At 36.7% G+C, this 19,023-nt stretch carries 19 protein-coding genes and 2 pseudogenes; 17 read left to right on the top strand and 4 right to left on the bottom strand.

Going from position 1 to position 19,023, the window contains the following annotated elements:
* Positions 1 to 58 precede the first annotated feature (58 nt).
* The 3 genes and pseudogenes from DW650_RS06510 to DW650_RS06500 all read right to left on the bottom strand — a co-directional run.
* A pseudogene (locus tag DW650_RS06510) lies at positions 59 to 517 on the bottom strand (transposase); the annotation flags it as partial.
* Between the two features lie 84 nt (positions 518 to 601).
* Positions 602 to 1,048 (bottom strand): annotated as a pseudogene (locus DW650_RS06505) (IS3 family transposase); the annotation flags it as partial.
* Positions 1,048 to 1,389, bottom strand: coding sequence for a transposase (locus tag DW650_RS06500; RefSeq protein ID WP_006856824.1), 342 nt, complete (start codon positions 1,387 to 1,389; stop codon positions 1,048 to 1,050). The pseudogene DW650_RS06505 and the gene DW650_RS06500, both read right to left, overlap by 1 nt.
* Before the next feature lie 63 nt (positions 1,390 to 1,452).
* On the opposite strand from DW650_RS06500, the gene DW650_RS06495 reads away from it, so the two are divergent.
* The 15 genes from DW650_RS06495 to DW650_RS06425 all read left to right on the top strand — a co-directional run bounded on the left by DW650_RS06495 (position 1,453) and on the right by DW650_RS06425 (position 15,978).
* Complete coding sequence (locus DW650_RS06495) at positions 1,453 to 1,764, top strand: hypothetical protein (RefSeq protein ID WP_118209388.1); 312 nt, start codon at positions 1,453 to 1,455, stop codon at positions 1,762 to 1,764.
* Between the two features lie 409 nt (positions 1,765 to 2,173).
* On the top strand, positions 2,174 to 3,730 hold the full coding sequence (locus tag DW650_RS06490; RefSeq protein ID WP_118209387.1) for an AAA family ATPase: 1,557 nt from the start codon (positions 2,174 to 2,176) through the stop codon (positions 3,728 to 3,730).
* Positions 3,723 to 4,559 (top strand): HNH endonuclease, encoded by an 837-nt coding sequence (locus tag DW650_RS06485; protein WP_118209386.1) that lies wholly within the window; start codon positions 3,723 to 3,725, stop codon positions 4,557 to 4,559. Before DW650_RS06490 ends, DW650_RS06485 begins: the two co-directional genes overlap by 8 nt.
* 23 nt (positions 4,560 to 4,582) lie before the next feature.
* Complete coding sequence (locus tag DW650_RS06480) at positions 4,583 to 5,755, top strand: protein kinase domain-containing protein (protein ID WP_243102871.1); 1,173 nt, start codon at positions 4,583 to 4,585, stop codon at positions 5,753 to 5,755.
* 193 nt (positions 5,756 to 5,948) lie between these two features.
* On the top strand, positions 5,949 to 6,215 hold the full coding sequence (locus DW650_RS06475) for a hypothetical protein (protein ID WP_118209385.1): 267 nt from the start codon (positions 5,949 to 5,951) through the stop codon (positions 6,213 to 6,215).
* Positions 6,212 to 6,568 (top strand): hypothetical protein, encoded by a 357-nt coding sequence (locus DW650_RS06470; RefSeq protein ID WP_118209384.1) that lies wholly within the window; start codon positions 6,212 to 6,214, stop codon positions 6,566 to 6,568. Before DW650_RS06475 ends, DW650_RS06470 begins: the two co-directional genes overlap by 4 nt.
* 12 nt (positions 6,569 to 6,580) lie before the next feature.
* Positions 6,581 to 7,222 carry an AbiTii domain-containing protein gene (locus tag DW650_RS06465; protein WP_118209383.1) on the top strand — a complete coding sequence of 214 codons (642 nt, stop codon included), beginning with the start codon at positions 6,581 to 6,583 and terminating at the stop codon, positions 7,220 to 7,222.
* A 44-nt stretch (positions 7,223 to 7,266) separates the two neighbouring features.
* A complete protein-coding gene (locus tag DW650_RS06460) occupies positions 7,267 to 8,346 on the top strand; it encodes a hypothetical protein (protein WP_118209382.1) in 1,080 nt (359 codons plus the stop codon).
* Between the two features lie 158 nt (positions 8,347 to 8,504).
* Positions 8,505 to 8,927: a UPF0158 family protein gene (locus tag DW650_RS06455; protein WP_118209381.1), complete on the top strand. Its 423-nt coding sequence runs from the start codon at positions 8,505 to 8,507 to the stop codon at positions 8,925 to 8,927.
* A gap of 17 nt (positions 8,928 to 8,944) precedes the next feature.
* The gene (locus tag DW650_RS06450; RefSeq protein ID WP_243102870.1) at positions 8,945 to 10,207 is read left to right on the top strand and encodes a hypothetical protein; all 1,263 of its coding nucleotides are present in this window, start codon (positions 8,945 to 8,947) and stop codon (positions 10,205 to 10,207) included.
* A 289-nt stretch (positions 10,208 to 10,496) separates the two neighbouring features.
* Complete coding sequence (locus DW650_RS06445) at positions 10,497 to 12,224, top strand: methyl-accepting chemotaxis protein (RefSeq protein WP_118209379.1); 1,728 nt, start codon at positions 10,497 to 10,499, stop codon at positions 12,222 to 12,224.
* A 158-nt stretch (positions 12,225 to 12,382) separates the two neighbouring features.
* A complete protein-coding gene (locus tag DW650_RS06440; protein ID WP_118209378.1) occupies positions 12,383 to 12,718 on the top strand; it encodes a hypothetical protein in 336 nt (111 codons plus the stop codon).
* Between the two features lie 15 nt (positions 12,719 to 12,733).
* Positions 12,734 to 13,294, top strand: coding sequence for a hypothetical protein (locus DW650_RS06435; protein ID WP_199654210.1), 561 nt, complete (start codon positions 12,734 to 12,736; stop codon positions 13,292 to 13,294).
* Positions 13,291 to 14,502 carry an MYG1 family protein gene (locus DW650_RS06430; RefSeq protein ID WP_117920323.1) on the top strand — a complete coding sequence of 404 codons (1,212 nt, stop codon included), beginning with the start codon at positions 13,291 to 13,293 and terminating at the stop codon, positions 14,500 to 14,502. Before DW650_RS06435 ends, DW650_RS06430 begins: the two co-directional genes overlap by 4 nt.
* Before the next feature lie 111 nt (positions 14,503 to 14,613).
* Positions 14,614 to 15,978: an MATE family efflux transporter gene (locus tag DW650_RS06425; protein ID WP_118209377.1), complete on the top strand. Its 1,365-nt coding sequence runs from the start codon at positions 14,614 to 14,616 to the stop codon at positions 15,976 to 15,978.
* Positions 15,979 to 15,983: 5 nt separating this feature from the next.
* Here the strand turns inward: DW650_RS06425 and DW650_RS06420 are convergent, their stop codons facing one another.
* On the bottom strand, positions 15,984 to 16,655 hold the full coding sequence (locus tag DW650_RS06420; RefSeq protein WP_158576211.1) for a GGDEF domain-containing protein: 672 nt from the start codon (positions 16,653 to 16,655) through the stop codon (positions 15,984 to 15,986).
* Positions 16,656 to 16,884: 229 nt separating this feature from the next.
* Between DW650_RS06420 and DW650_RS06415 the strand changes: the two genes are divergently transcribed.
* Positions 16,885 to 17,502, top strand: coding sequence for a histidine phosphatase family protein (locus tag DW650_RS06415; RefSeq protein ID WP_117920328.1), 618 nt, complete (start codon positions 16,885 to 16,887; stop codon positions 17,500 to 17,502).
* Between the two features lie 28 nt (positions 17,503 to 17,530).
* A complete protein-coding gene (locus tag DW650_RS06410) occupies positions 17,531 to 19,015 on the top strand; it encodes a C69 family dipeptidase (protein ID WP_118209375.1) in 1,485 nt (494 codons plus the stop codon).
* Positions 19,016 to 19,023: the final 8 nt, after the last annotated feature.

The following is a 19,023-nucleotide window of genomic DNA, read 5'->3' as shown; positions in this document are numbered from 1 at the left end:
CTGGAGTTGTGCAGCATTGTCATTCAGAAGTGAGAGTTAATTTTTCGGGAAGTTCACAATCTGATACCATTCCTTCGCTTACCTCAAATCCATAAATGTCCTCTATGGTTTCTGAAATCTGTCGTGTAGTCATTCCCTTTGCATACATGGAGATAATCTTGTCATCAATCGAAGAAATATCTTTTTGACGCTTTGGAAGTATTTGTGGCTCAAAAGAACTTTGGCGATCCTGAGGCACATCTACCTCAAATTCACCGTATTTACTACGGACAGTCTTGGATTTCGTGCCATTACGATAGTTAGGTTCACCTGATCTTTCATAACGATCATAGCCAAGATGTTCATCCATTTCCGTTTCAAGCATATCTTGAATTGTTCCGGAAAGCAGATCTTTTAAAGCATCCTGAATATCTTCAGCAGATTGGATATCATACTCCTGAAGCAGACCTTGGATAAGATTTCTTTTTCCTTCGGTCATTGGTTTTGGTTTGTAAACTTCTTTTTTTCTGTTTGCCATAATAAAAGGCCTCCTATGATTTTAATATTTTATCATAGAAGACCTTTATAGTGTTGAATTTACAGAGATTTTTTCACAGTCTCACAGTTTTCCATCGGAAGCCTTTATTTCAGTCATATCTGTAATACACTTTTCGAGAGGTTTCTCAGCTGAAAAGTCCCGCTTAATTAAATCATCTGATTTCCGAGCTTCTTTATCTGCTTTGGTAATACCGTTAGGCTTACGCTTCGGTTTATGAGTAAGACCAATTTCTTCCATGACACGATAAACAGTTCTCTCACCAGGAATGTCTACTCCTTCCGGCTGTTTGAGCTGCAACGCCTGATACATACGGATCCTTCCATATGTATCATTGCATTCATCTTCACGGCAAATAGCAACCATCGCATCTGCCAACGGCTGATATTTCCAAGGAGTCGCTTTTGTTTTTAGATATTTATTGAATGCCTGTCTGGAAACATGAAGTGCTCTGCAATAAAAAGAATTTTTACCCTTGATCCTGCCGTCATCCGTTTTGATTGCAATAAACATTAATCTCTGTTTTTTGCTGACTTCCGACGGCTGGCTGCGAAAAAAGCACTTGCTTCCTCAAGAAATTCATTTTCTTCCTTTAAACGACGGATTTCCTTATCCTGCTCTTTCACACGTTTTCTGAGTTCGATAAGCTCATCATTAAGTGATAAAGCATTTTTAGGAGTATGGGATGCTTCTGAAGCGCTAAGGCGTCCTTCTTTAAATGCTTTTACCCAGCAGTAAATCGTGCCATCTGGTATGCCCAGTTCTTTAGCTGCTTTGGCTCCGCCTATTTCCTGAGCAAGCTTAACTGCCTGTGCTTTGTATTCGTTGTCATAGGTTCTTTGATTTCGTGCCATAATGTTTTCTCCTGTTCTCGTATTGATTATATCAAAATCCTTGAGAATGTGGTGTCAACTTTTATGATACAACATCATAATGCAATCATGTGGGTGATTGTAATTATAGATGCCAAGCCAAACACCGCAATATATGAGGTCAAGGAAAAGGTGTGGAAATTTAAAAGCTATGAGCCATTTCCAAGTCAAGTGAAAGCTGTAAATACTATAATAGGAAAGAATATAGTTGGAAAAACGTTGACCGAAGCAATTGATGAGCTTAGACATGATAATGACATTAGAGATGGAATGTGTGATTTCGACAAGCTGATAGAAATTATCACTCATTATGTTGATAAAGAAGGCCATGCCGTAGAGATTGAGCCTAAGTTTTAAAAATAAAAATTGCTCCTAAAAAGAGAAGTGTGGAAGAGGATATATGCATAGTAGCAATAGTTTGCTAAGAAATTTTTTGATGGCAATTTGTTATATATATATGAAGCAATATCCTTTTCTTTCTTAGAAGCGTAATTTATTTAAAGGTATCTTATATATATGATTTTAGACCACTTTTTTTATGAGGCAAAAGCCATCAACAATGGATAAATACTGGCATTGAGGGGGATTAGAAATCGGGAAAGGGTTTCCCGATTTCCGATGCTAATATAATGGAGAAATTTATAAGGCGTTATTGGAATAAAATTATGAGCATTAGGCTATTATAAGAAATTTCATTACAAATGTATCTATGCTATAATGAGTATACGCAATAGTTGTTTATGATTGATTAACAAGGGAGAAGAAAATGAATTTTGAAGTTGTATCTTCAGTAAATGATTGCAAAAACAAAGATACTATATATTTGATTCTGAATAATTGGGATGATTGGTTTACATATTCAACATTATTTAAGGTACGATATATTGATAAAAATGGGATTAAACATAAAATGTCAGGCGTGAAAATTGGACAAAAAGGACAGGGAAGGAGCCCTCGTCTGCCAGAAAAATTTAGCACACTCTCGAAAGATTTTTTTTCATTGGGAGCATGTGAAGATTATTATGATTCAATAAAATCTAATTTTCCAGAGGATAAGCAAAGAGAAGAGATATTTTCTGCATTAAATGATATTGCATTTGATTTGGAACTATTTGATAAAGTAAAAAACTTGGATGTTGTTCAAACATCATTAATGAGAGATTATACTTCTAGAGTTATAAAAAATCAGTTTCATAGAATGACAATGGGAGGAGCATGGTTAACACCATATAAATTTAGCTACTTTCCAGATGGTGAAGTGGATGTTTTTGATGAAAATGTAACTGAATTGGAATTTGAAGTGGAACATGAAAAAATGCCGCCATCCAATATACATGTGTTAATCGGAAAGAATGGAGTTGGTAAAACAACTTTATTGAAGGACATGATAAGTGCATTAGAAGAAACAGGAGAAAATCGTGGGAAATTTCAAACTTGGGGAGAAAAGGGATTTGCAAATATAGTTTATGTTTCATTTAGTGCGTTTGACGGATTTTTTGATATAGAGGATGATATTGTACAATATTCATATATTGGATTGGCAACTAAAGATGGAATTAAAAATATTGATATGCTAGCAAAAGATTTTGCAGGAAGCTTGTTTGAAATATCAAAAGGAAATAAAAAGAAACTTTGGAAACAAATAATAGATATTTTGGAATCTGACAATACCTTTATTGATTTGAATATAAAAAAGTGGTCTGAAGAATGTGAGGATAACGTAAATGAATTGCCTTCGGAATGCAGTACGGAGAGCCTTGGGGCAGATAGAAAAAGAATATTAAAAGAATCATTTATAGAAAAAATAATTCCAAGATTCAAAACTTTAAGTTCTGGACACAAGGTCATTTTATTAATTATTGTAAGGTTGATTGAACTAGTAGAAGAAAAAACACTGGTAATCATGGATGAACCAGAAGAACATTTACATCCACCGCTTGTATCAGCATTAATTAGAGCATTGTCGAGTCTGCTTACATATCGAAATGGAGTAGGGGTCATTGCTACACATTCACCAGTTATAGTGCAAGAAGTACCTAAAGATTGTGTTTGGATATTAAGAAGAGTAGGAGAAGAATTAATTGCAGAAAGACCAGAAATAGAAACATTTGGTGAAAATTTGGGAGTACTTACTAGTGAAATTTTCGGGTATGAAGTTACTAATTCAGGATTTCATACAATGATTCAAAATTCTGTAGAAAAATATACAAACTTTAAAAGAGCAATGAATTATTTTCATGGAAAATTAGGAAATGAAGGTAAGGCAATTTTACGTTCTCTTATGTATGAAAAAGAACAGTTAGAGGAAGATGTAGATGATTAAATTAGAAAAACCTGATATAGATGTGGAATCTATAATTACAGATTGTATAGCGAATCTTACAAAACAACCTATTTTAACACATATCAATGCAAGCCAACCCACTATTGTATTAAAAAGTGAAAAATATAATGAACTTGCAGAAAAGGGGCAATTGGGAACATTAGAAACACATACTATAGTTGAGGGTGGAGCAACTAAAGATGATATGGTTTGGTTGTATGATAATAAATTTGTGGCAGATGGTGGTAGAAAGTATTATGACAAAATAAAATCTATTCCTAAATATAGCAAATGTCCATTTTGTGGTGTGGGAACAGTGAGTACATTAGACCATTATCTGCCAAAAACAAAATATCCAACATATGCAGTGACTCCAGTGAATCTTATTGCATGCTGCGCAGACTGTAATAAAAAGAAAAAATCGGAGATTAGTGAAACGAGGAACAATGAATTTATACATCCATATTATGATGATTTTAATGATGAAGTTTGGTTAAAAGTAAAAATAGTATTTGATGAGGAAATAATATTTAGCTTTTACGTAGAGAAACCAAATACATGGGAACAAGAAAAGTATGAGAGAGCAAAAAATCATTTGAAAAAATTGCAATTGAACAAGTTGTATGTCGCTCATTGTGGAGAGGAATTTTCTGAATATGGATATACGGCAAAAGGGTTGTATAAAAGAGGTGGAGAGGAATTAGTTAGAGAGGATTTGATATGCAGAATTGAAGAACGCAGGAGAGTGACTAAAAATAATTGGCGAGCAGCCTTGTATGAAGGGTTGTTAGAGAGCCAAGATTTTTTCGATAAATATTTAATGAGCTAGAAAGAGTGTGGGAGGAAATCTTTATGGATATTGAGTATTTCTTAAGAACTAAATATGAAGAAAATCAAGTGGAAGGTGTATTAAGAACAGAGGAACTATATAAAAATATAAGCAACACTTATTTAAAACATCTCTTTGCGGTTATGCATCAAAGTATTAATGGTTTGCTTAGTTTTATGCAAGCCAAAAAGAAGAATAATGGACATTATAATGCTTTTGAAAGCAGAGAATTGTTAAAAATGATTAAATTGTATGAAGATATGGAATATGTATTGAAACCCACGCATTTAGCATTTAGGTTGGATGAAAAGTATGTTGAAATGTTGAAATTTTGCAAGGATTTTTTACAAGAAAGTGGTGGAAGTGCAATACCCAATGATTTGCCAGAATTTAAGGCGATAGAATATGAACCTATATTTTTTATGACTGAAATAATATCTGTTCCTTCGATAACTAAGGATTATAATTTTACTCTTAGAATGATAGGCGAGGGCTCTTATGCAAAAGTTTTCAGATATAGGGATGAATTTTATAATAAATATTTTGTGTTGAAAAGGGCAAAAAATGACCTTGATGATAAAGAGCTGGAGAGATTTAAAAGGGAATTTGATGTGATGAATGAATTGAAATCGCCATATGTGTTAGAGGTTTATAGATATGATGACAAAAAAAACGAATATTATATGGAATATGCAGATGAGACATTGAAAAAGTTCATAGAAAGAAATAATAGCACATTAACAATAAAGAGAAGACGAGGAATTGCAATGCAGATTTTCAGAGGATTCTCTTATATTCATTCTAAAGGCTATCTACATAGAGATATTAGTTTTACAAATGTGTTGTTACAGCACTATGAAAATGATTTGACAATAGTAAAAATTTCTGATTTTGGTTTAGTTAAGATGGAAAAAAGTGATTTGACAAGTTTCGGTAGTGAAATAAAGGGTTCACTAAATGATAGTAACCTTCAAATTGTAGGGTTTGGAAACTACAATATGGAGTATGAAACTTTTGCGCTTACAAGACTTATCTATTATGTGATGACAGGAAGATATAATTTGGAAAATATTAAAAATCAAAAAGTAAAGGATTTTGTACTGAAAGGTATATCATCCAATTTAGATGAAAGATATCATAGTGTTGCAGAGATGCAGCAGGCATTTGAGGTTGCTTTCCCAATTTCTGGATATTAGTCGAAATTGGGTTACAGACAAAAGGATATAATATGGCATCTATGCAATAAAAATATGCTCCGATAAAATCTAAATTTTGAGAATAAACTTTTCTATAGAAAGTTTTATGTTATAATAAGTTTATACTAATAGAAATGGTAAATAGAAGAAAAACAAAACGAAAACTTAATGAATTTAGATAGGAGCGTTTGTGTTGAGAAAAGATAGTGAAAAATTTTTGGAGATACTTTTGGAAAAAAGAGGAAAGTTAGGTCAAGATGCTATAAGTTGTGGCATAGATGAATTTATGGAAATACCTAATGTTAAATTTAATGCTAAAGCAATATTAGATGATTTGAAAATGTGTGGTTGTATTACGAATGCTAGTTCAATGTATATTAGTGGTAGGTTGGATATTTATTTAACAATGGTAGGGATAGATTATTTTCAGGATAAAGAAAGTATCAGGAGGTATGTATGAGCAGTAATACAAATAATTTTTATGGTAATGTAAGTAATATACAACTTCAGCAAGGAAATGTTAATTCGATACAAACACAAACGGTTACTGCTGTAGAAACACTAGATTTTGATAGGGTTTCGGAGTTCGTTACAAAAATAAAGAAGTATGATTCTTTGTTAGAAGATGAGTTTGGGGATAAAGCAATGGAAGTTAGACAAAAAATAACAGAAATTGATGCTTTAGTCCAAAAGAAAGAAAATCCTAGTAAAGTGAAAATGCTTTTAATGGATTTGAAAAATTTATCTATTGGTGTGACTGGAAGTCTAATTGCGACAGGGATTGTAGAAGGAATAAAATTACTTTTTATATAAGAGGAATGAATTATGAATGGTATTGTTTTGGAACTACAAAAAGAAGCTATGGATAAAAAAGCAGATATAGAATCTTTATTAAGAAAATCATACGTTATTGCACGTAAATTGAAGCTGCCAGAATTTCAAGAATGGATACAGTGTGAGCAAGAAGGATATGGGAAAAAAGAGGTCCCTGAATATAGAATGATACAGGGACAATTGAAAGCATTAAATCCTGTAAGGGGATGGATTCCGGTTGTGATGGATTCTGCAGTAGCTGAAAGCGCTTTTACGAAAACAAAATTGCCAAATTCAGTTTCAGAGCTATATGATTTATACCAAAATGCTGAAAGCTCAATGTTAGTGATGAATTTACCTGCTGAGAGGAATAAGTATGTAGCAAAGTGTTGTGGATTTAATACTCAATTTAGATTAGAATTTGGAAAAAATCAAATATATTCTATTTTAAGTAGAGTGAAAAATAATATTTTAGATTGGGCTTTGACGTTAGAAGAAAGTGGAATAGTTGGGAGAGATTATTCATTTTCAGAAGAAGAAAAAAAGATTGCGCAAGAAAAAACAGAAATAACAAATTATATAACAAATTTTTGGGGAACAGCAACAGATGTGCAAATGCAACAGGGAAACGTAGATTCGTTACAAGATAAGTAGAAAAAACATAAGAAAAATTTTGATTACGAATGAAGGAATAAAAAATGGGAGAAGTTACTAATCAGTATTCTGCAGAAGAGATAATAGAAAAATACCACAAACATATCCATAATTATAATAGTATTATCGAAGAATTAAAAAATATTATGGAAAACGCATATATAAAAAAGCAGAATATTGCAGATTTTTTTGAGTTACACCTTCGTTTTTGTGTAGAAGCGGTTAATGTTTTGAGTGAAGCTATAGAAACAATTCAGAATGATATGGTTGATGAAAGCATGTGTATGCGTTTAGAAGGATTATTTAATAGTTGCGCAAGAGAACATAAGGATTTAGAAGATGTATATAGTAATGTGAAATATAATGATGAAATTTGTGGATATGAAGATGTACTTATAAGATTACGAGATGAATGTGAAGACATGGAATATTGTGATGAAACAGTTAAATTTGTTAGGGCAATAATTCGAAATACTATTAATGCTAATAATTTTTATGGAGATGTTAAAAATATACAAATTCAGCAAGGCACACGAAACTCATCACAAAAAGCTTGCAAATCAACATATAGTATGCGAGACACTATAATTGAAAAGGAAAGAACTTCTGTTAAAGAAATTTTGAAAAGTAAAGCATATGAAGGAATAGTAGCCTGCGTATTATTTGCAGTTGCATCAATACTTTATAATGTACTAACAAAAGAGATGCTTGAAAAAATACAGAGCAGTACAAAAATATTTTTGCTGTTTACTATGGCCATTTTTTTTGTGTTTGGAATAGGTTTATTGATTATATGTGTTTATGATATCATAAATATGTTACCTTTGATGACAAAAGGTGCTTTTGTAGAATTAGAATCTAAGATTGAGTGGCTAGACAAATTCCTTGCTTTTTTTCAAAAGTCAGATGAGTTAGTACAAAAAGATGTAAGAACAACGGGAAAGTGCTACAAGAATATAGATGGAGTAATCTATAGAATAAAAGGGAAAAAGTGTCCATACTGTGAGACGCAGCCAATAGGAGAAATGTTTTTAAATTACTCCAATTATAAGAAAATGTATTTTTGGGAATGCAATCAAAACCAATCACATGTAGTTGAGTTTGATTATAAGAAGAAAATATAGCAATTATTATTGATAACAGCATAGAACTGACAAAATAGTAAATCAACGGTATAATACCCTTGCAAGGTCAAATTCTCCATATCCCAAGGCAACGCCCTTTATCCTCAAGGGGCAAAAATCTTTAGCCTAGGGAATTTTGAAGTCGGAAAAGGATAAAGATGAAAGTAAAATTAGAAGACATAATCGAGGCAATGGAATTTGCCAATATGGAAACAGAATATTATTATGATACCCACAATGAAAAAGTTCTGATGATTTTTGATGGAATGGTGGATGGTGAGGACAATCCGGAACTCTTCGAAGATATTAAAGAGGGATTTGTCGAGGATTATATACCGTTACCGGGACAATACGATATCAATGAGTATCGAATAATGGAAGAGTTTATATACGAGCTTCCGGCGGGAAAGAATCAGGATGTATTGGCAAGGACAATTCAGGGAAGAGGTGCTTTTAGAAGATTTAAGGATAAATTGTATGACTTGAATCTGGAAAAACAGTGGTACCAATATCGTGAAGAAGCCTATGAAAAAATAGCAAGGCAATGGTCTGAAAGACATAAGATTGATATTGTTGAATGAAAGAAAGAGGTGCTGCTATGATACCCACAGAAGATATTATGCCAATAGTGAAAAATACAATCGCTGCATCAATTAAATGTAACACCCATCGGGGATACATTGGTTGGAGCAGCTGCGATAATATTTGTATGGATATGCATGACTGTCTTGATATGTGTGCTGAGACTTTAGAAATGCGTGGTTATATGGTTGCACTTGAGGCGGCTACATATATTTTGGTATCTGGTGTTAAGTTAGCATCTCATGCAGATAGTAGTTCGGGAATGCTTACAGACGTTATCATGTGTACATACGAATTAATAGAAAAATGCGCAAAAGAAGTCGAAAAACAGGATAAACAGATGCGAGATCAAGCACTTGCATTGATTATAAAAGAGGCAAAAAAGAGTGTTTTTGATGGTTGGACTGACTGGCGTTATGATTTGCTGAAATGTGGGATTTGCCTATGCGACGAAAAGAGTGCAAAGAAGCTTGAAAAGGTTTTGGATACCCTTTTGGAAATTTCACGGGAGGATTATTACCCGGAATATACGAAAAAAGAAGATTTGATTGTAAGATACCTTTTACATAGACATTTATATGGCAAAAAGAATACACAGAAGGAACTATATCAGAATATTGCAATAAATGAACTCCGTATTATAGCTATCAAGGATGCTATGGAAAATAAAAATTATGATGAAGCAGAGAAGCTTTGTTTAGAGAAAGCAAACGAAGAAGAGACATGGCATTATCGTAGCAGTAATCCGGAAGATTGGAATAATATGCTATATGACATATATAAGACAGCAAACAGTACGGAAAAGCAAATCACACAGGCAAAAAAGCTGCTATTGATGGGAAATGAGAAGTTCTGGGATGTTTTGAAACAGATTTATAAAAAGTGTGGTGCGTGGAATGAAAATTACGAGAGCCTATTGGATGAATTAAAGGATAGCAAGCGAACTGTTTGCTATCGCAGTGTTCTTATTTCTGAAAATGAAAAGAAGAGATTGCTTGATGATGTAATGGAGAATCCGTATGATTTGTTTTATTATGGGAAATATTTGGTGAAGGAATATCCGGAGCAGGTATATGAGTTGTGTTATAAGGAAATAAGTGAGAGTTGTGCTCAGGCAAAGGATAGACGCGAATATAAGAAAATAACGAAGAATATTGCACAGCTTATAAAATGGAAGGGGAATGATACTGCTAAATCTTTAATTGAGGAATTGATGCAGAGATATCCAAGAAAACCAGCATTGTTGGATGAATTGGAGAAGGTGGAGAAGAAACTTTAGGAGAAAAATGATGTTTTTACATTGACTTTATATAATTGAGTAAATAAAACAAAATATGATAAAAGAAATTTTGATAGGACCAAAGTCGGATGTAGAAGTGGAAGACGTGGTTAATTTTCTGAATTTTTGTGGATATTATTCCAGTACTCCTATTAGTATTAAAAAATCTGATATTTCGTACAGATAAGTAAAGCAGATATTAAAAGCATTGGAATTCCCAACTACCTTCTTGTCTATGCTATCACTAACAGATATAATATTTATATAAGACAGGAAGGGTGGGGATGGCATGACAAAAACGGGATCACAAAAAAAATTTAAAATAAGCATACGTGCAAAGATTTTAGTAGGAATGATCGTATGTGTTTTGACCGTGACGAATCTGATCGGCTGGTTTTTTATAGTACAGGCGAGAGATACATTGTTGGAACAGTGTAAGAAAAATGCCAGAAATTCAGCGAAAATTGCCGCAGAAAGAATTGATGGGGATATTCTAGAAAAGATCAAAGCAGGGGATGAAGCGACAGAGAATTATAAAGAGATACTGTCGCAGCTGCAGGATTTTTTGTGTGGCGATGATATCCAATATATATACACGATGAGAATGAATGGCGGCAGACTGGAATTTATTGTTGATGCTGATACTGAAGAAGGGGCTGCAATTGGTGAAGAATATGAGATATATGATGAAATTGCAGAAGCATTTAAAGGAAATGTCACGGTTGACAGCGAAATGACATCCGATGAGTGGGGAGATTTTTACAGTGCATTTGCTCCGGTTTACGATAGTGCAGGTCAGATTGCAGGAATCGTAGGCGTTGATTGTTCTGCAACTGATATCAGACTTCAGGAGAATATTTTTATAAAAGAATTTTTGATCATTGAACTGCTTGGATTAGTGATAGCAGTAGTGCTTTCCCTTATCATAAGTGGTATCTTGTCGAAAAGTGTAAGTGTGATAGCAGGGAAAATGAGTGAACTTGCAAAGAAGGAGGGAGATCTTACACAGAAGATCAACGTAAGATCAACAGATGAAGTTGGAGATATTGCAGACAGCCTGAATATGTTTTTGGAAAATCTGCGTGAGATCATTCATAATATCAGTGTAAGTGAAAATAAACTTTTAAACAATTCAGAACATGTAAATAATATTGTGACATCCTCTGCCAATGAAGTATCGAAGGTCAATGCGACAATGAACAATATGGAAGGAAAAGTCCTTGAAATGAGTGATCTGGTTCACAAGATCGCCGAAAATGCAAAGAATAATAACGAGATGATGTCATCTGTCATAAATGAGGCAAAATCGCAGGCTGAATATATTGGTGAGGTTGGATCAAAAGCAGAAAAGCTAGAAGAAGATGCGGTATCAGCCAGAGAGCGTATGCAGAATACGATCGTGAGAATTGGAAAAACACTTGAAGATAAAATTGAAGAATCAAAGGAAGTGGAGCGGATACAGCAGCTTACAGACAAGATCCTTAATGTTGCAGACCAGACAAATCTGCTTGCATTGAATGCCAGTATTGAAGCTGCAAGAGCGGGAGAAAGCGGCAGGGGATTTGCAGTTGTGGCCAACGAGATATCCAGTCTTGCGGAGGAGTCGTCAAAGACTGCAGGTGAAATTCAAAAGATAAATACATTTATCGTAGATATTGTAGCTAAATTAGCGGAGGCTTCGTTTGAACTGCTAAACTACGTGAAAACAAATGTTATTTCTGATTATGATGTCCTTGTACATACCGGTGAGGAATATGCAAATGATGCACATAATTTTAAAGAACAGATGGAAAAGTTTGAGGGGTATATAGATGAACTGGGGCAGAGTATGGAGCGTATTCATTATTATGTGAATGGCATCATGGATGGGTTTGACAAACAGAAAGAGGAAGTGTCGGTTAATTCAGAATATATGTCGCAGATCAATGAAGAATTTAAGAAGATCGTGGATGTAGTTTCAAACAATAAAGAAATTGTTGATGAGCTTGAAATGAATATCCGGCAGTTTAAAATCTAACATATCATATAATTCCTATTAACAAAGTAGAAATAAAAGCGTATATTACCAGATAACAAAAGACAAGTGTAACCAGGGGTTATAAAAATGCCAAAAAACATATTATTCAAAGAATATAAAACACAGGATTATATTGAGATCGCAAAATAGACAGAGAGATGGGTGGATGCCACAAAGGAACACCGGGTATCTTAGAGCATTTTATTTCCATGTATAAGATTACCGGTGAGGATGAGTTTTTAGGGTATGCAAAACGGACAGCAAGATTTATCATCAGCCAGTCGTTTGTGAGTGATGAACCGGGAGATATCTATAAACAGCAGAAAAAGAGAAACTGGTATGGAAACTGGTGGAGAACGATACCGCAGAATGTCCACAGCTATACCGGTTTATACATTGGAACAACAGGAAATGCATGGAGTCTGTTATCTTTAGCAGGGGTACTGGAAGGAAAAGAATGGATACAGACAGTAGAATACAATTATTTTAACTAAATTGGGAATGAAAAGATGGCAGAGAGAAAAATTTATCATTCAATCGCAGAATTAGTGGGAGAGACACCGTTAGTCGAAGTTACTAACTATGAAAAAGAACATGACTTAGATGCCACGATACTTGCAAAGCTGGAATTTAAAGATATTCCGGGAGTGCCGGAACTGATCGCAGAAAAAGGACTGGCATTCGATCCGTTTTACGATCTGCTTCAGAAGTATGCAGATGAGCATGGCTGGTATTATATCAATCAGGGCAGAAATCCGGAAAACCCGAATGTACATATCGCAACTACCGGTCCTGAAATCTGGGATGCTACAGGCGGAGATATTGATTTTCAGTATGATGAAGTAGTTGAGGTTAATGCAGATCTTGCATATGAGGTTGGTCGTGATCTGGTAAGAACAGATGGAATCTTTCTTGGTCAGTCTGCTGCAGCAGCGATCAAAGTTGCAACGGATATTGCAAAAGACCGGAAGCAAAGGGAAAGACGATCGTTGCGATCTGTGCAGACAATGCATTCAAATATTTATCGACGAATATTTACAGATAGTAGGAGAAAATTGATCAGATCATGAATCATACATTATTACAGCAGATCACAAGAAAAGATGCAAAGGCATTTACACACGGCGGAAAGTTCCATGCGGACGATGTTTTTTCCTCGGCATTATTGCTCTATCTGAATCCGGAGATTACGATTACACGTGGCAATAAAGTCCCGGAAGATTATGACGGAATCGTATTTGATATTGGGCGTGGGGAATTTGATCATCATCAGAAGGACAGCAGAGTCCGTGAAAATGGAGTGCCGTATGCGGCATTTGGACTGCTTTGGGAGCAGCTTGGAACCGGGATTTTAGGGGAAGAACTCGCGCAGACTTTTGATGAGGCGTTTGTGCAGCCTCTCGATAACAATGATAATACGGGAGAAAAAAACGAGCTTGCAACCTTGATCGGAAACTTTAATCCAACCTGGGATGCGTCAGGCAGCAGTGATGATGCTTTTTTTAAGGCGGTCGGTGTCGCAGGTATGATACTGGAAAATAAATTTGAGCGTTATCTTGGAAATGAGCGTGCCGATAAAAGGATCGAGGAAATTTTAGAGTCACAGCAAAAGGAGTCTGATGCAAAAATACTCGTCCTGCCGGAATTTATTCCCTGCCAGAAAAGGCTTTCAGAGACGGAGATTGCGTTTGTGATCTTTCCATCTAATCGTGGTGGATATTGTATCCAGCCGCAAAAAAGAGAATATTCCATGAATTATAAGTGCAGTTTTCCGGAAAAATGGCTTGGACTGGAGAATGAAGAGCTGGTACAGGCAACAGGACTTTCCAGCGCCGGTTTCTGCCACAAAGGTGGCTTTCTGATGACGGCTGGCACATTAGAAGATGCTGTCGCAGCATGTAAGATCAGTCTGTCCTGCTTTAAAGAGGAACCCGTGATCGTAAATCTTGGCGGTGGAAAGGAAGCAGATGAATTATTGCAGAAATTGCCGGGAATGGAGCATGCCCGCATATCACACTGCGTGCTGCCGGATGTTCCGGAACTTACACTGCAGGGAATCTATGGGGAAGTTTTGATGGAAAAGCAGGAGTGGAAGAGCCGTATCAAAGATCAGGTAAAACAGGTCTTAAAAGAAAAACCGGAAGCTGTTTATGTGGAAGGGGATGTTTTTTTGACTTATCCGATCGTACATCAGCTTCGAAAAAAACATATTCCGGTTTTAACACTGGCAGAATGTGATGGAGAGCGATATATCGTACGTATCCCGTCGGGTTCTTGAAAATTGATTGACGAAGCCCAAAAAAGGCAGTAAGATATGCAATGCAAAACAGGCATTGTATATCTTATTTTATTTTATGAAACAGTGTAAGGAAGAAAGGTGAGAGCAGCAATGAAAAATAATAAATATGAAATTGATATGTGCAATGGCACCATTATGGATAAATTAATATCGTTTGCATTTCCGCTAATGCTTTCTGGAATTTTACAGTTAATGTTTAATGCAGTTGACATCATCGTTGTGGGACGGTTCAGCGGAAGCCAGGCACTTGCAGCGGTCGGTTCGACAACGGCACTGATCAATGTATTTGTGAATCTTTTTATCGGGATCTCACTTGGAGCAAATGTGCTTGCAGCAAGATTTTATGCTGCAGGACGGGAGAAAGAAATGTCACAGACCGTACATACGGCGATTACGTTGGCACTGATCAGCGGTGTGGTGATGGCATTTGTTGGTGTACTGTTTGCAAAGGGAGCGCTGGAACTGATGGGCACACCGGATGATGTGATCGGTCAGTCGACTTTATATATGCGGATCTATTTTATGGGAATGCCATTTTTTATGCTTTATAATTATGGTGCGGCAATACTTCGGGCAGTCGGGGATACAAAACGGCCGCTTTTATTCCTTATTATATCCGGCTGTATCAATGCGGTGCTGAATATGATCTTGGTGATCGTATTTCATTTAGATGTTGCCGGCGTTGCGATCGCAACGATCATTTCACAGTGTGTGTCCTGTATTCTTGTTTTACGCTGCCTTTGTAAAACGCAGGGAAGCTATCAGCTTCATTTATCAAAACTTTCTATAAAAGGTGTTTATTTAAAACAGATTTTTCAGGTGGGAGTTCCGGCGGGAATCCAGAGTACAGTCATCAATTTTTCAAATGCATTGTTACAGTCCTCTGTTAATTCCTTTGGCGCAACAGCAATGGCGGGATATACGGCAGCAAATAATCTGCTTGGTTTCCTGTATGTTTCTGTAAATTCTGTTACACAGGCGTGTATGAGTTTTACCAGTCAGAATTTTGGTGTAGGAAAATATAAGCGTATGGACAGAGTTCTTCTGGACTGTCTGATTTTATCGGTTGGAGTTGCTGCTGTGCTTGGATGTGGGGCATATTTCTTTGGAGCAGAGATACTGACGATCTATACCAAAGAACCGGATGTGGTTGCATGTGGAGTAGAGATTCTTTCAATTACTACAGTGCCATATTTCCTTTGCGGTATCATGGATCTTTTTCCGGGAGCACTGCGTGGAATGGGATATTCTTCGGTTCCGATGATATTGTCTGTGATCGGTACAGTTGGAATGCGTATATTATGGATTTTTGCATTCTTTCCGTATCACAGATCCTTGTATTTCCTGTTTATTTCGTACCCGGCATCCTGGCTGGCTACGATCGTGATGCAGGTGATCTGTTATTACTTTGTACGGAAAAAATGTCTGGGAAAAGCGGTTAAAAAGGATCTGTAAGCTGGTTAAAATACATCTTTATCCCGGTTATCATTCTTTGCACAATATAGTTTTTTGTCGGCGAGACTGTAGAGGTTGGAAATCTCCATTCCATTTTGGTATTGTGCAATGCCGCCATCCGGCAGATACTTTTCTAAAATCCGACTGAAAGTAACCAACACTTCGTCACCGAATACATGCCCATAGGTGTCATTGATTTTCTTGAAAAAATCTAAATCCAGTAAAACAGCATAAAAATCAGTATGATCATTTTGAATCAGCTGCTCTAAATACTGGTTCAGATAACGTCTGTTATAAAGTGCAGTCAGTGTATCGTGGTCAGCGGCATTTTTTAACTGATCTCCCAGAGTTCTTAGATCGCTGTCCTGTTTTTCATATTGAACCTTCAAAAGCAGAGTGACCATAAATACGCAAAACATAGAAATTACCAGAGAACAAAGGGTGGAGTAAAATGCTTCCTGTTCTGTGATCGCAGCCCATGGAACCGGATGATAATAAGAATAAATTACGATAAAAACATCACAGAAAACTGCTAAAACTGCAAAAATCAGGGCGTGGGCGGCCGGGATGAAAATGGCGATGGCAGCGATGCTTAAAATCATGTAAACGATCGTATTTGTATGATAAATATAATAAAGAAACGGAAATTCTATAAAAGTAAGCAGTGAGACTACCAAATAGGAGGCCCGTTTTGTATGTCCAAAATGGACGCCATAAAAACTGCTCAGAAGGATGAGCAGTGCACACATGCCGCAGAAAAAGGTACCTGGTCCGAATCCATAAATACATTATTCTTTTCTGATTAAGATGAGAATAGTATATAATGTTTTTCGGCATATTTCAAATAAAACAACGTTATGGTACAATAGCTATCGCATGAGATTAAAATACAGAAAGGCAGAAAATATGAAATTATACATAATCAGACACGGTGAAACATCGTGGAATAAAGAGAAAAAACTGCAGGGACAGCATGATATCATGTTAAATGACGCAGGTGTGCGTCTGGCAGAACTGACAGGTGAAGGAATGAAAGACATTGATTTTGATCTTGTCATTTCCAGCCCGCTGATCCGAGCAAAACAGACAGCAGAGCTTGTGATGGCGGGCAGACATCTTCCGATGATCACAGACAGACGTATCATAGAACTTTCTTTTGGCGACTGGGAGGGAGAATGTGTGAAAGACAGCAAAGTTCTTCCACCGGATTTTATTGATAAATTTTACAATGATCCTTATCACTGCATGAAAGCACCGGGCGGAGAAAGTTTTAAAGATGTTTTAAAACGGACCGAAGATTTTTATCAGTCGCTGGTACAGAACAAGGCATATGAAAATGCCACGATCTTTATATCAACACATGGGGCAGCCGGGCGCTGTCTTTTAGCTAATTTTTATGAAGACAAAGAGGATATCTGGCGTGGCGGCATTCCGAAAAACTGTTCTGTCTGCATCGTTGAAGTAAAAGACGGTGTTGGGACAGTATTGGAAAAAGACAAAATTTTCTATGATGAAGCAGAATAGATAAAATACGCGAGAGGAGATAATAAAAATGGCGTGTACTACAATACTTGTTGGAAAAAATGCATCCTATGACGGATCTACAATGATCGCGAGAAATGATGATTCCGGTTCCGGACATTTTACACCGAAGAAATTTGTTGTCGTCCATCCGGATGAGCAGCCGAAAACATATAAATCTGTTCTTTCGCATGTGACGATTGAACTTACGGATGATCCGATGCGTTATACGGCAGTGCCGAATGCCGTGGATGGGGAAGGTATCTGGGCAGCGGCAGGTGTCAATGAGGCAAATGTTGCGATGACGGCAACGGAGACAATTACATCAAACCCGCGTGTGCTTGGCGCAGATCCTCTGGTTGAACTTCAGCCGGCAGAAAACGGGAAAGAAGAAGTCCCGGGCGGAATCGGTGAGGAAGATATCGTATGTATTGTTTTACCGTATATCCGCAGTGCAAGAGAGGGCGTGAAACGCCTTGGATCGTTGCTGGAACAGTATGGCACATATGAGATGAACGGAATCGCATTTCAAGATCAGAATGAGATCTGGTGGCTTGAGACGATCGGTGGGCATCACTGGATCGCAAGAAGGGTGCCGGATGATGTGTACGTTGTCATGCCAAATCAGCTTGGTATTGATCAGTTTGATCTTGAAGATGCACTATCTGAACAGAAAGAATATATGTGTTCTTCTGATATGAAAGAATTTATAGAAAAAAATCATCTGAACCTCTCAATGGATGGCAGCCTGAATCCGCGTGATGCATTTGGCAGCCATGATGATGCAGATCACGTATACAATACACCGAGAGCATGGTATATGGAGCGTTGTTTAAATCCCCATACAAAAGTCTGGGATGGAGAAAATGCGGACTATACACCGCAGTCGGATGATATCCCGTGGTGCATGGTACCGGAAAAGAAAATTACGGTGGAAGATGTAAAATATGTACTGTCCTCCCATTTTCAGGGGACACCGTACGATCCGTATGCGGCATACGGAGAGAAAAATATGCGTGGCGCATACCGCTCGATTGGGATCAACCGCAATGACTTTTTGGCAGTGATCCAGATGCGCCCTGAGATGGAGCATGACTGTAATGTGATCGAGTGGATCGCATTTGCATCCAATGCGTTCAACGTGCTGGTTCCATTTTATGCAGATATTGATGAGACCCCGGATTACCTTTGCAATACCACAGATGAGGTTTCTACAGATAATTTTTACTGGTCGAGCAGAATGATCGCGGCAATGGCTGATGCGTCTTACCGGAGTTCGGTATTCCATATTGAAAGATATAAAGAGCATGTACTGGCAAAAGGTCATGAACTGATCAACCGGTATGATGATTTGCTTTCAAAAGAAACCGATGCAGCAAAAAGAAAAGAGATCCGGCATGAGGCAAATCGTGCAGTTGCAGGAATGTTAAAGAAAGAGACGGCAGACACGCTCGATAAAGTACTGTTTGAGCTGAGTGGTCAGATGAAGAATGCATATGCCAGATCGGATGCATAACCTGCAGA

It is taken from the genome of Roseburia sp. AM23-20 (genome assembly GCF_003470905.1).
GTDB lineage: Bacteria > Bacillota > Clostridia > Lachnospirales > Lachnospiraceae > Roseburia > Roseburia rectibacter.
This window is presented reverse-complemented; position numbering and strand designations above follow the sequence as displayed.

Excerpts from the sequence above, each read along its gene's own strand:
- DW650_RS06500 (WP_006856824.1), bottom strand. The coding sequence starts at position 1,389 with ATGGCACGAAATCAAAGAACCTATGACAACGAATACAAAGCACAGGCA.
- DW650_RS06495 (WP_118209388.1), top strand. The coding sequence starts at position 1,453 with ATGATACAACATCATAATGCAATCATGTGGGTGATTGTAATTATAGAT.
- DW650_RS06490 (WP_118209387.1), top strand. The coding sequence starts at position 2,174 with ATGAATTTTGAAGTTGTATCTTCAGTAAATGATTGCAAAAACAAAGAT.
- DW650_RS06485 (WP_118209386.1), top strand. The coding sequence starts at position 3,723 with ATGATTAAATTAGAAAAACCTGATATAGATGTGGAATCTATAATTACA.
- DW650_RS06480 (WP_243102871.1), top strand. The coding sequence starts at position 4,583 with ATGGATATTGAGTATTTCTTAAGAACTAAATATGAAGAAAATCAAGTG.
- DW650_RS06470 (WP_118209384.1), top strand. The coding sequence starts at position 6,212 with ATGAGCAGTAATACAAATAATTTTTATGGTAATGTAAGTAATATACAA.
- DW650_RS06465 (WP_118209383.1), top strand. The coding sequence starts at position 6,581 with ATGAATGGTATTGTTTTGGAACTACAAAAAGAAGCTATGGATAAAAAA.
- DW650_RS06460 (WP_118209382.1), top strand. The coding sequence starts at position 7,267 with ATGGGAGAAGTTACTAATCAGTATTCTGCAGAAGAGATAATAGAAAAA.
- DW650_RS06455 (WP_118209381.1), top strand. The coding sequence starts at position 8,505 with ATGAAAGTAAAATTAGAAGACATAATCGAGGCAATGGAATTTGCCAAT.
- DW650_RS06450 (WP_243102870.1), top strand. The coding sequence starts at position 8,945 with ATGATACCCACAGAAGATATTATGCCAATAGTGAAAAATACAATCGCT.
- DW650_RS06445 (WP_118209379.1), top strand. The coding sequence starts at position 10,497 with ATGACAAAAACGGGATCACAAAAAAAATTTAAAATAAGCATACGTGCA.
- DW650_RS06440 (WP_118209378.1), top strand. The coding sequence starts at position 12,383 with ATGGGTGGATGCCACAAAGGAACACCGGGTATCTTAGAGCATTTTATT.
- DW650_RS06435 (WP_199654210.1), top strand. The coding sequence starts at position 12,734 with ATGGCAGAGAGAAAAATTTATCATTCAATCGCAGAATTAGTGGGAGAG.
- DW650_RS06430 (WP_117920323.1), top strand. The coding sequence starts at position 13,291 with ATGAATCATACATTATTACAGCAGATCACAAGAAAAGATGCAAAGGCA.
- DW650_RS06425 (WP_118209377.1), top strand. The coding sequence starts at position 14,614 with ATGAAAAATAATAAATATGAAATTGATATGTGCAATGGCACCATTATG.
- DW650_RS06415 (WP_117920328.1), top strand. The coding sequence starts at position 16,885 with ATGAAATTATACATAATCAGACACGGTGAAACATCGTGGAATAAAGAG.
- DW650_RS06410 (WP_118209375.1), top strand. The coding sequence starts at position 17,531 with ATGGCGTGTACTACAATACTTGTTGGAAAAAATGCATCCTATGACGGA.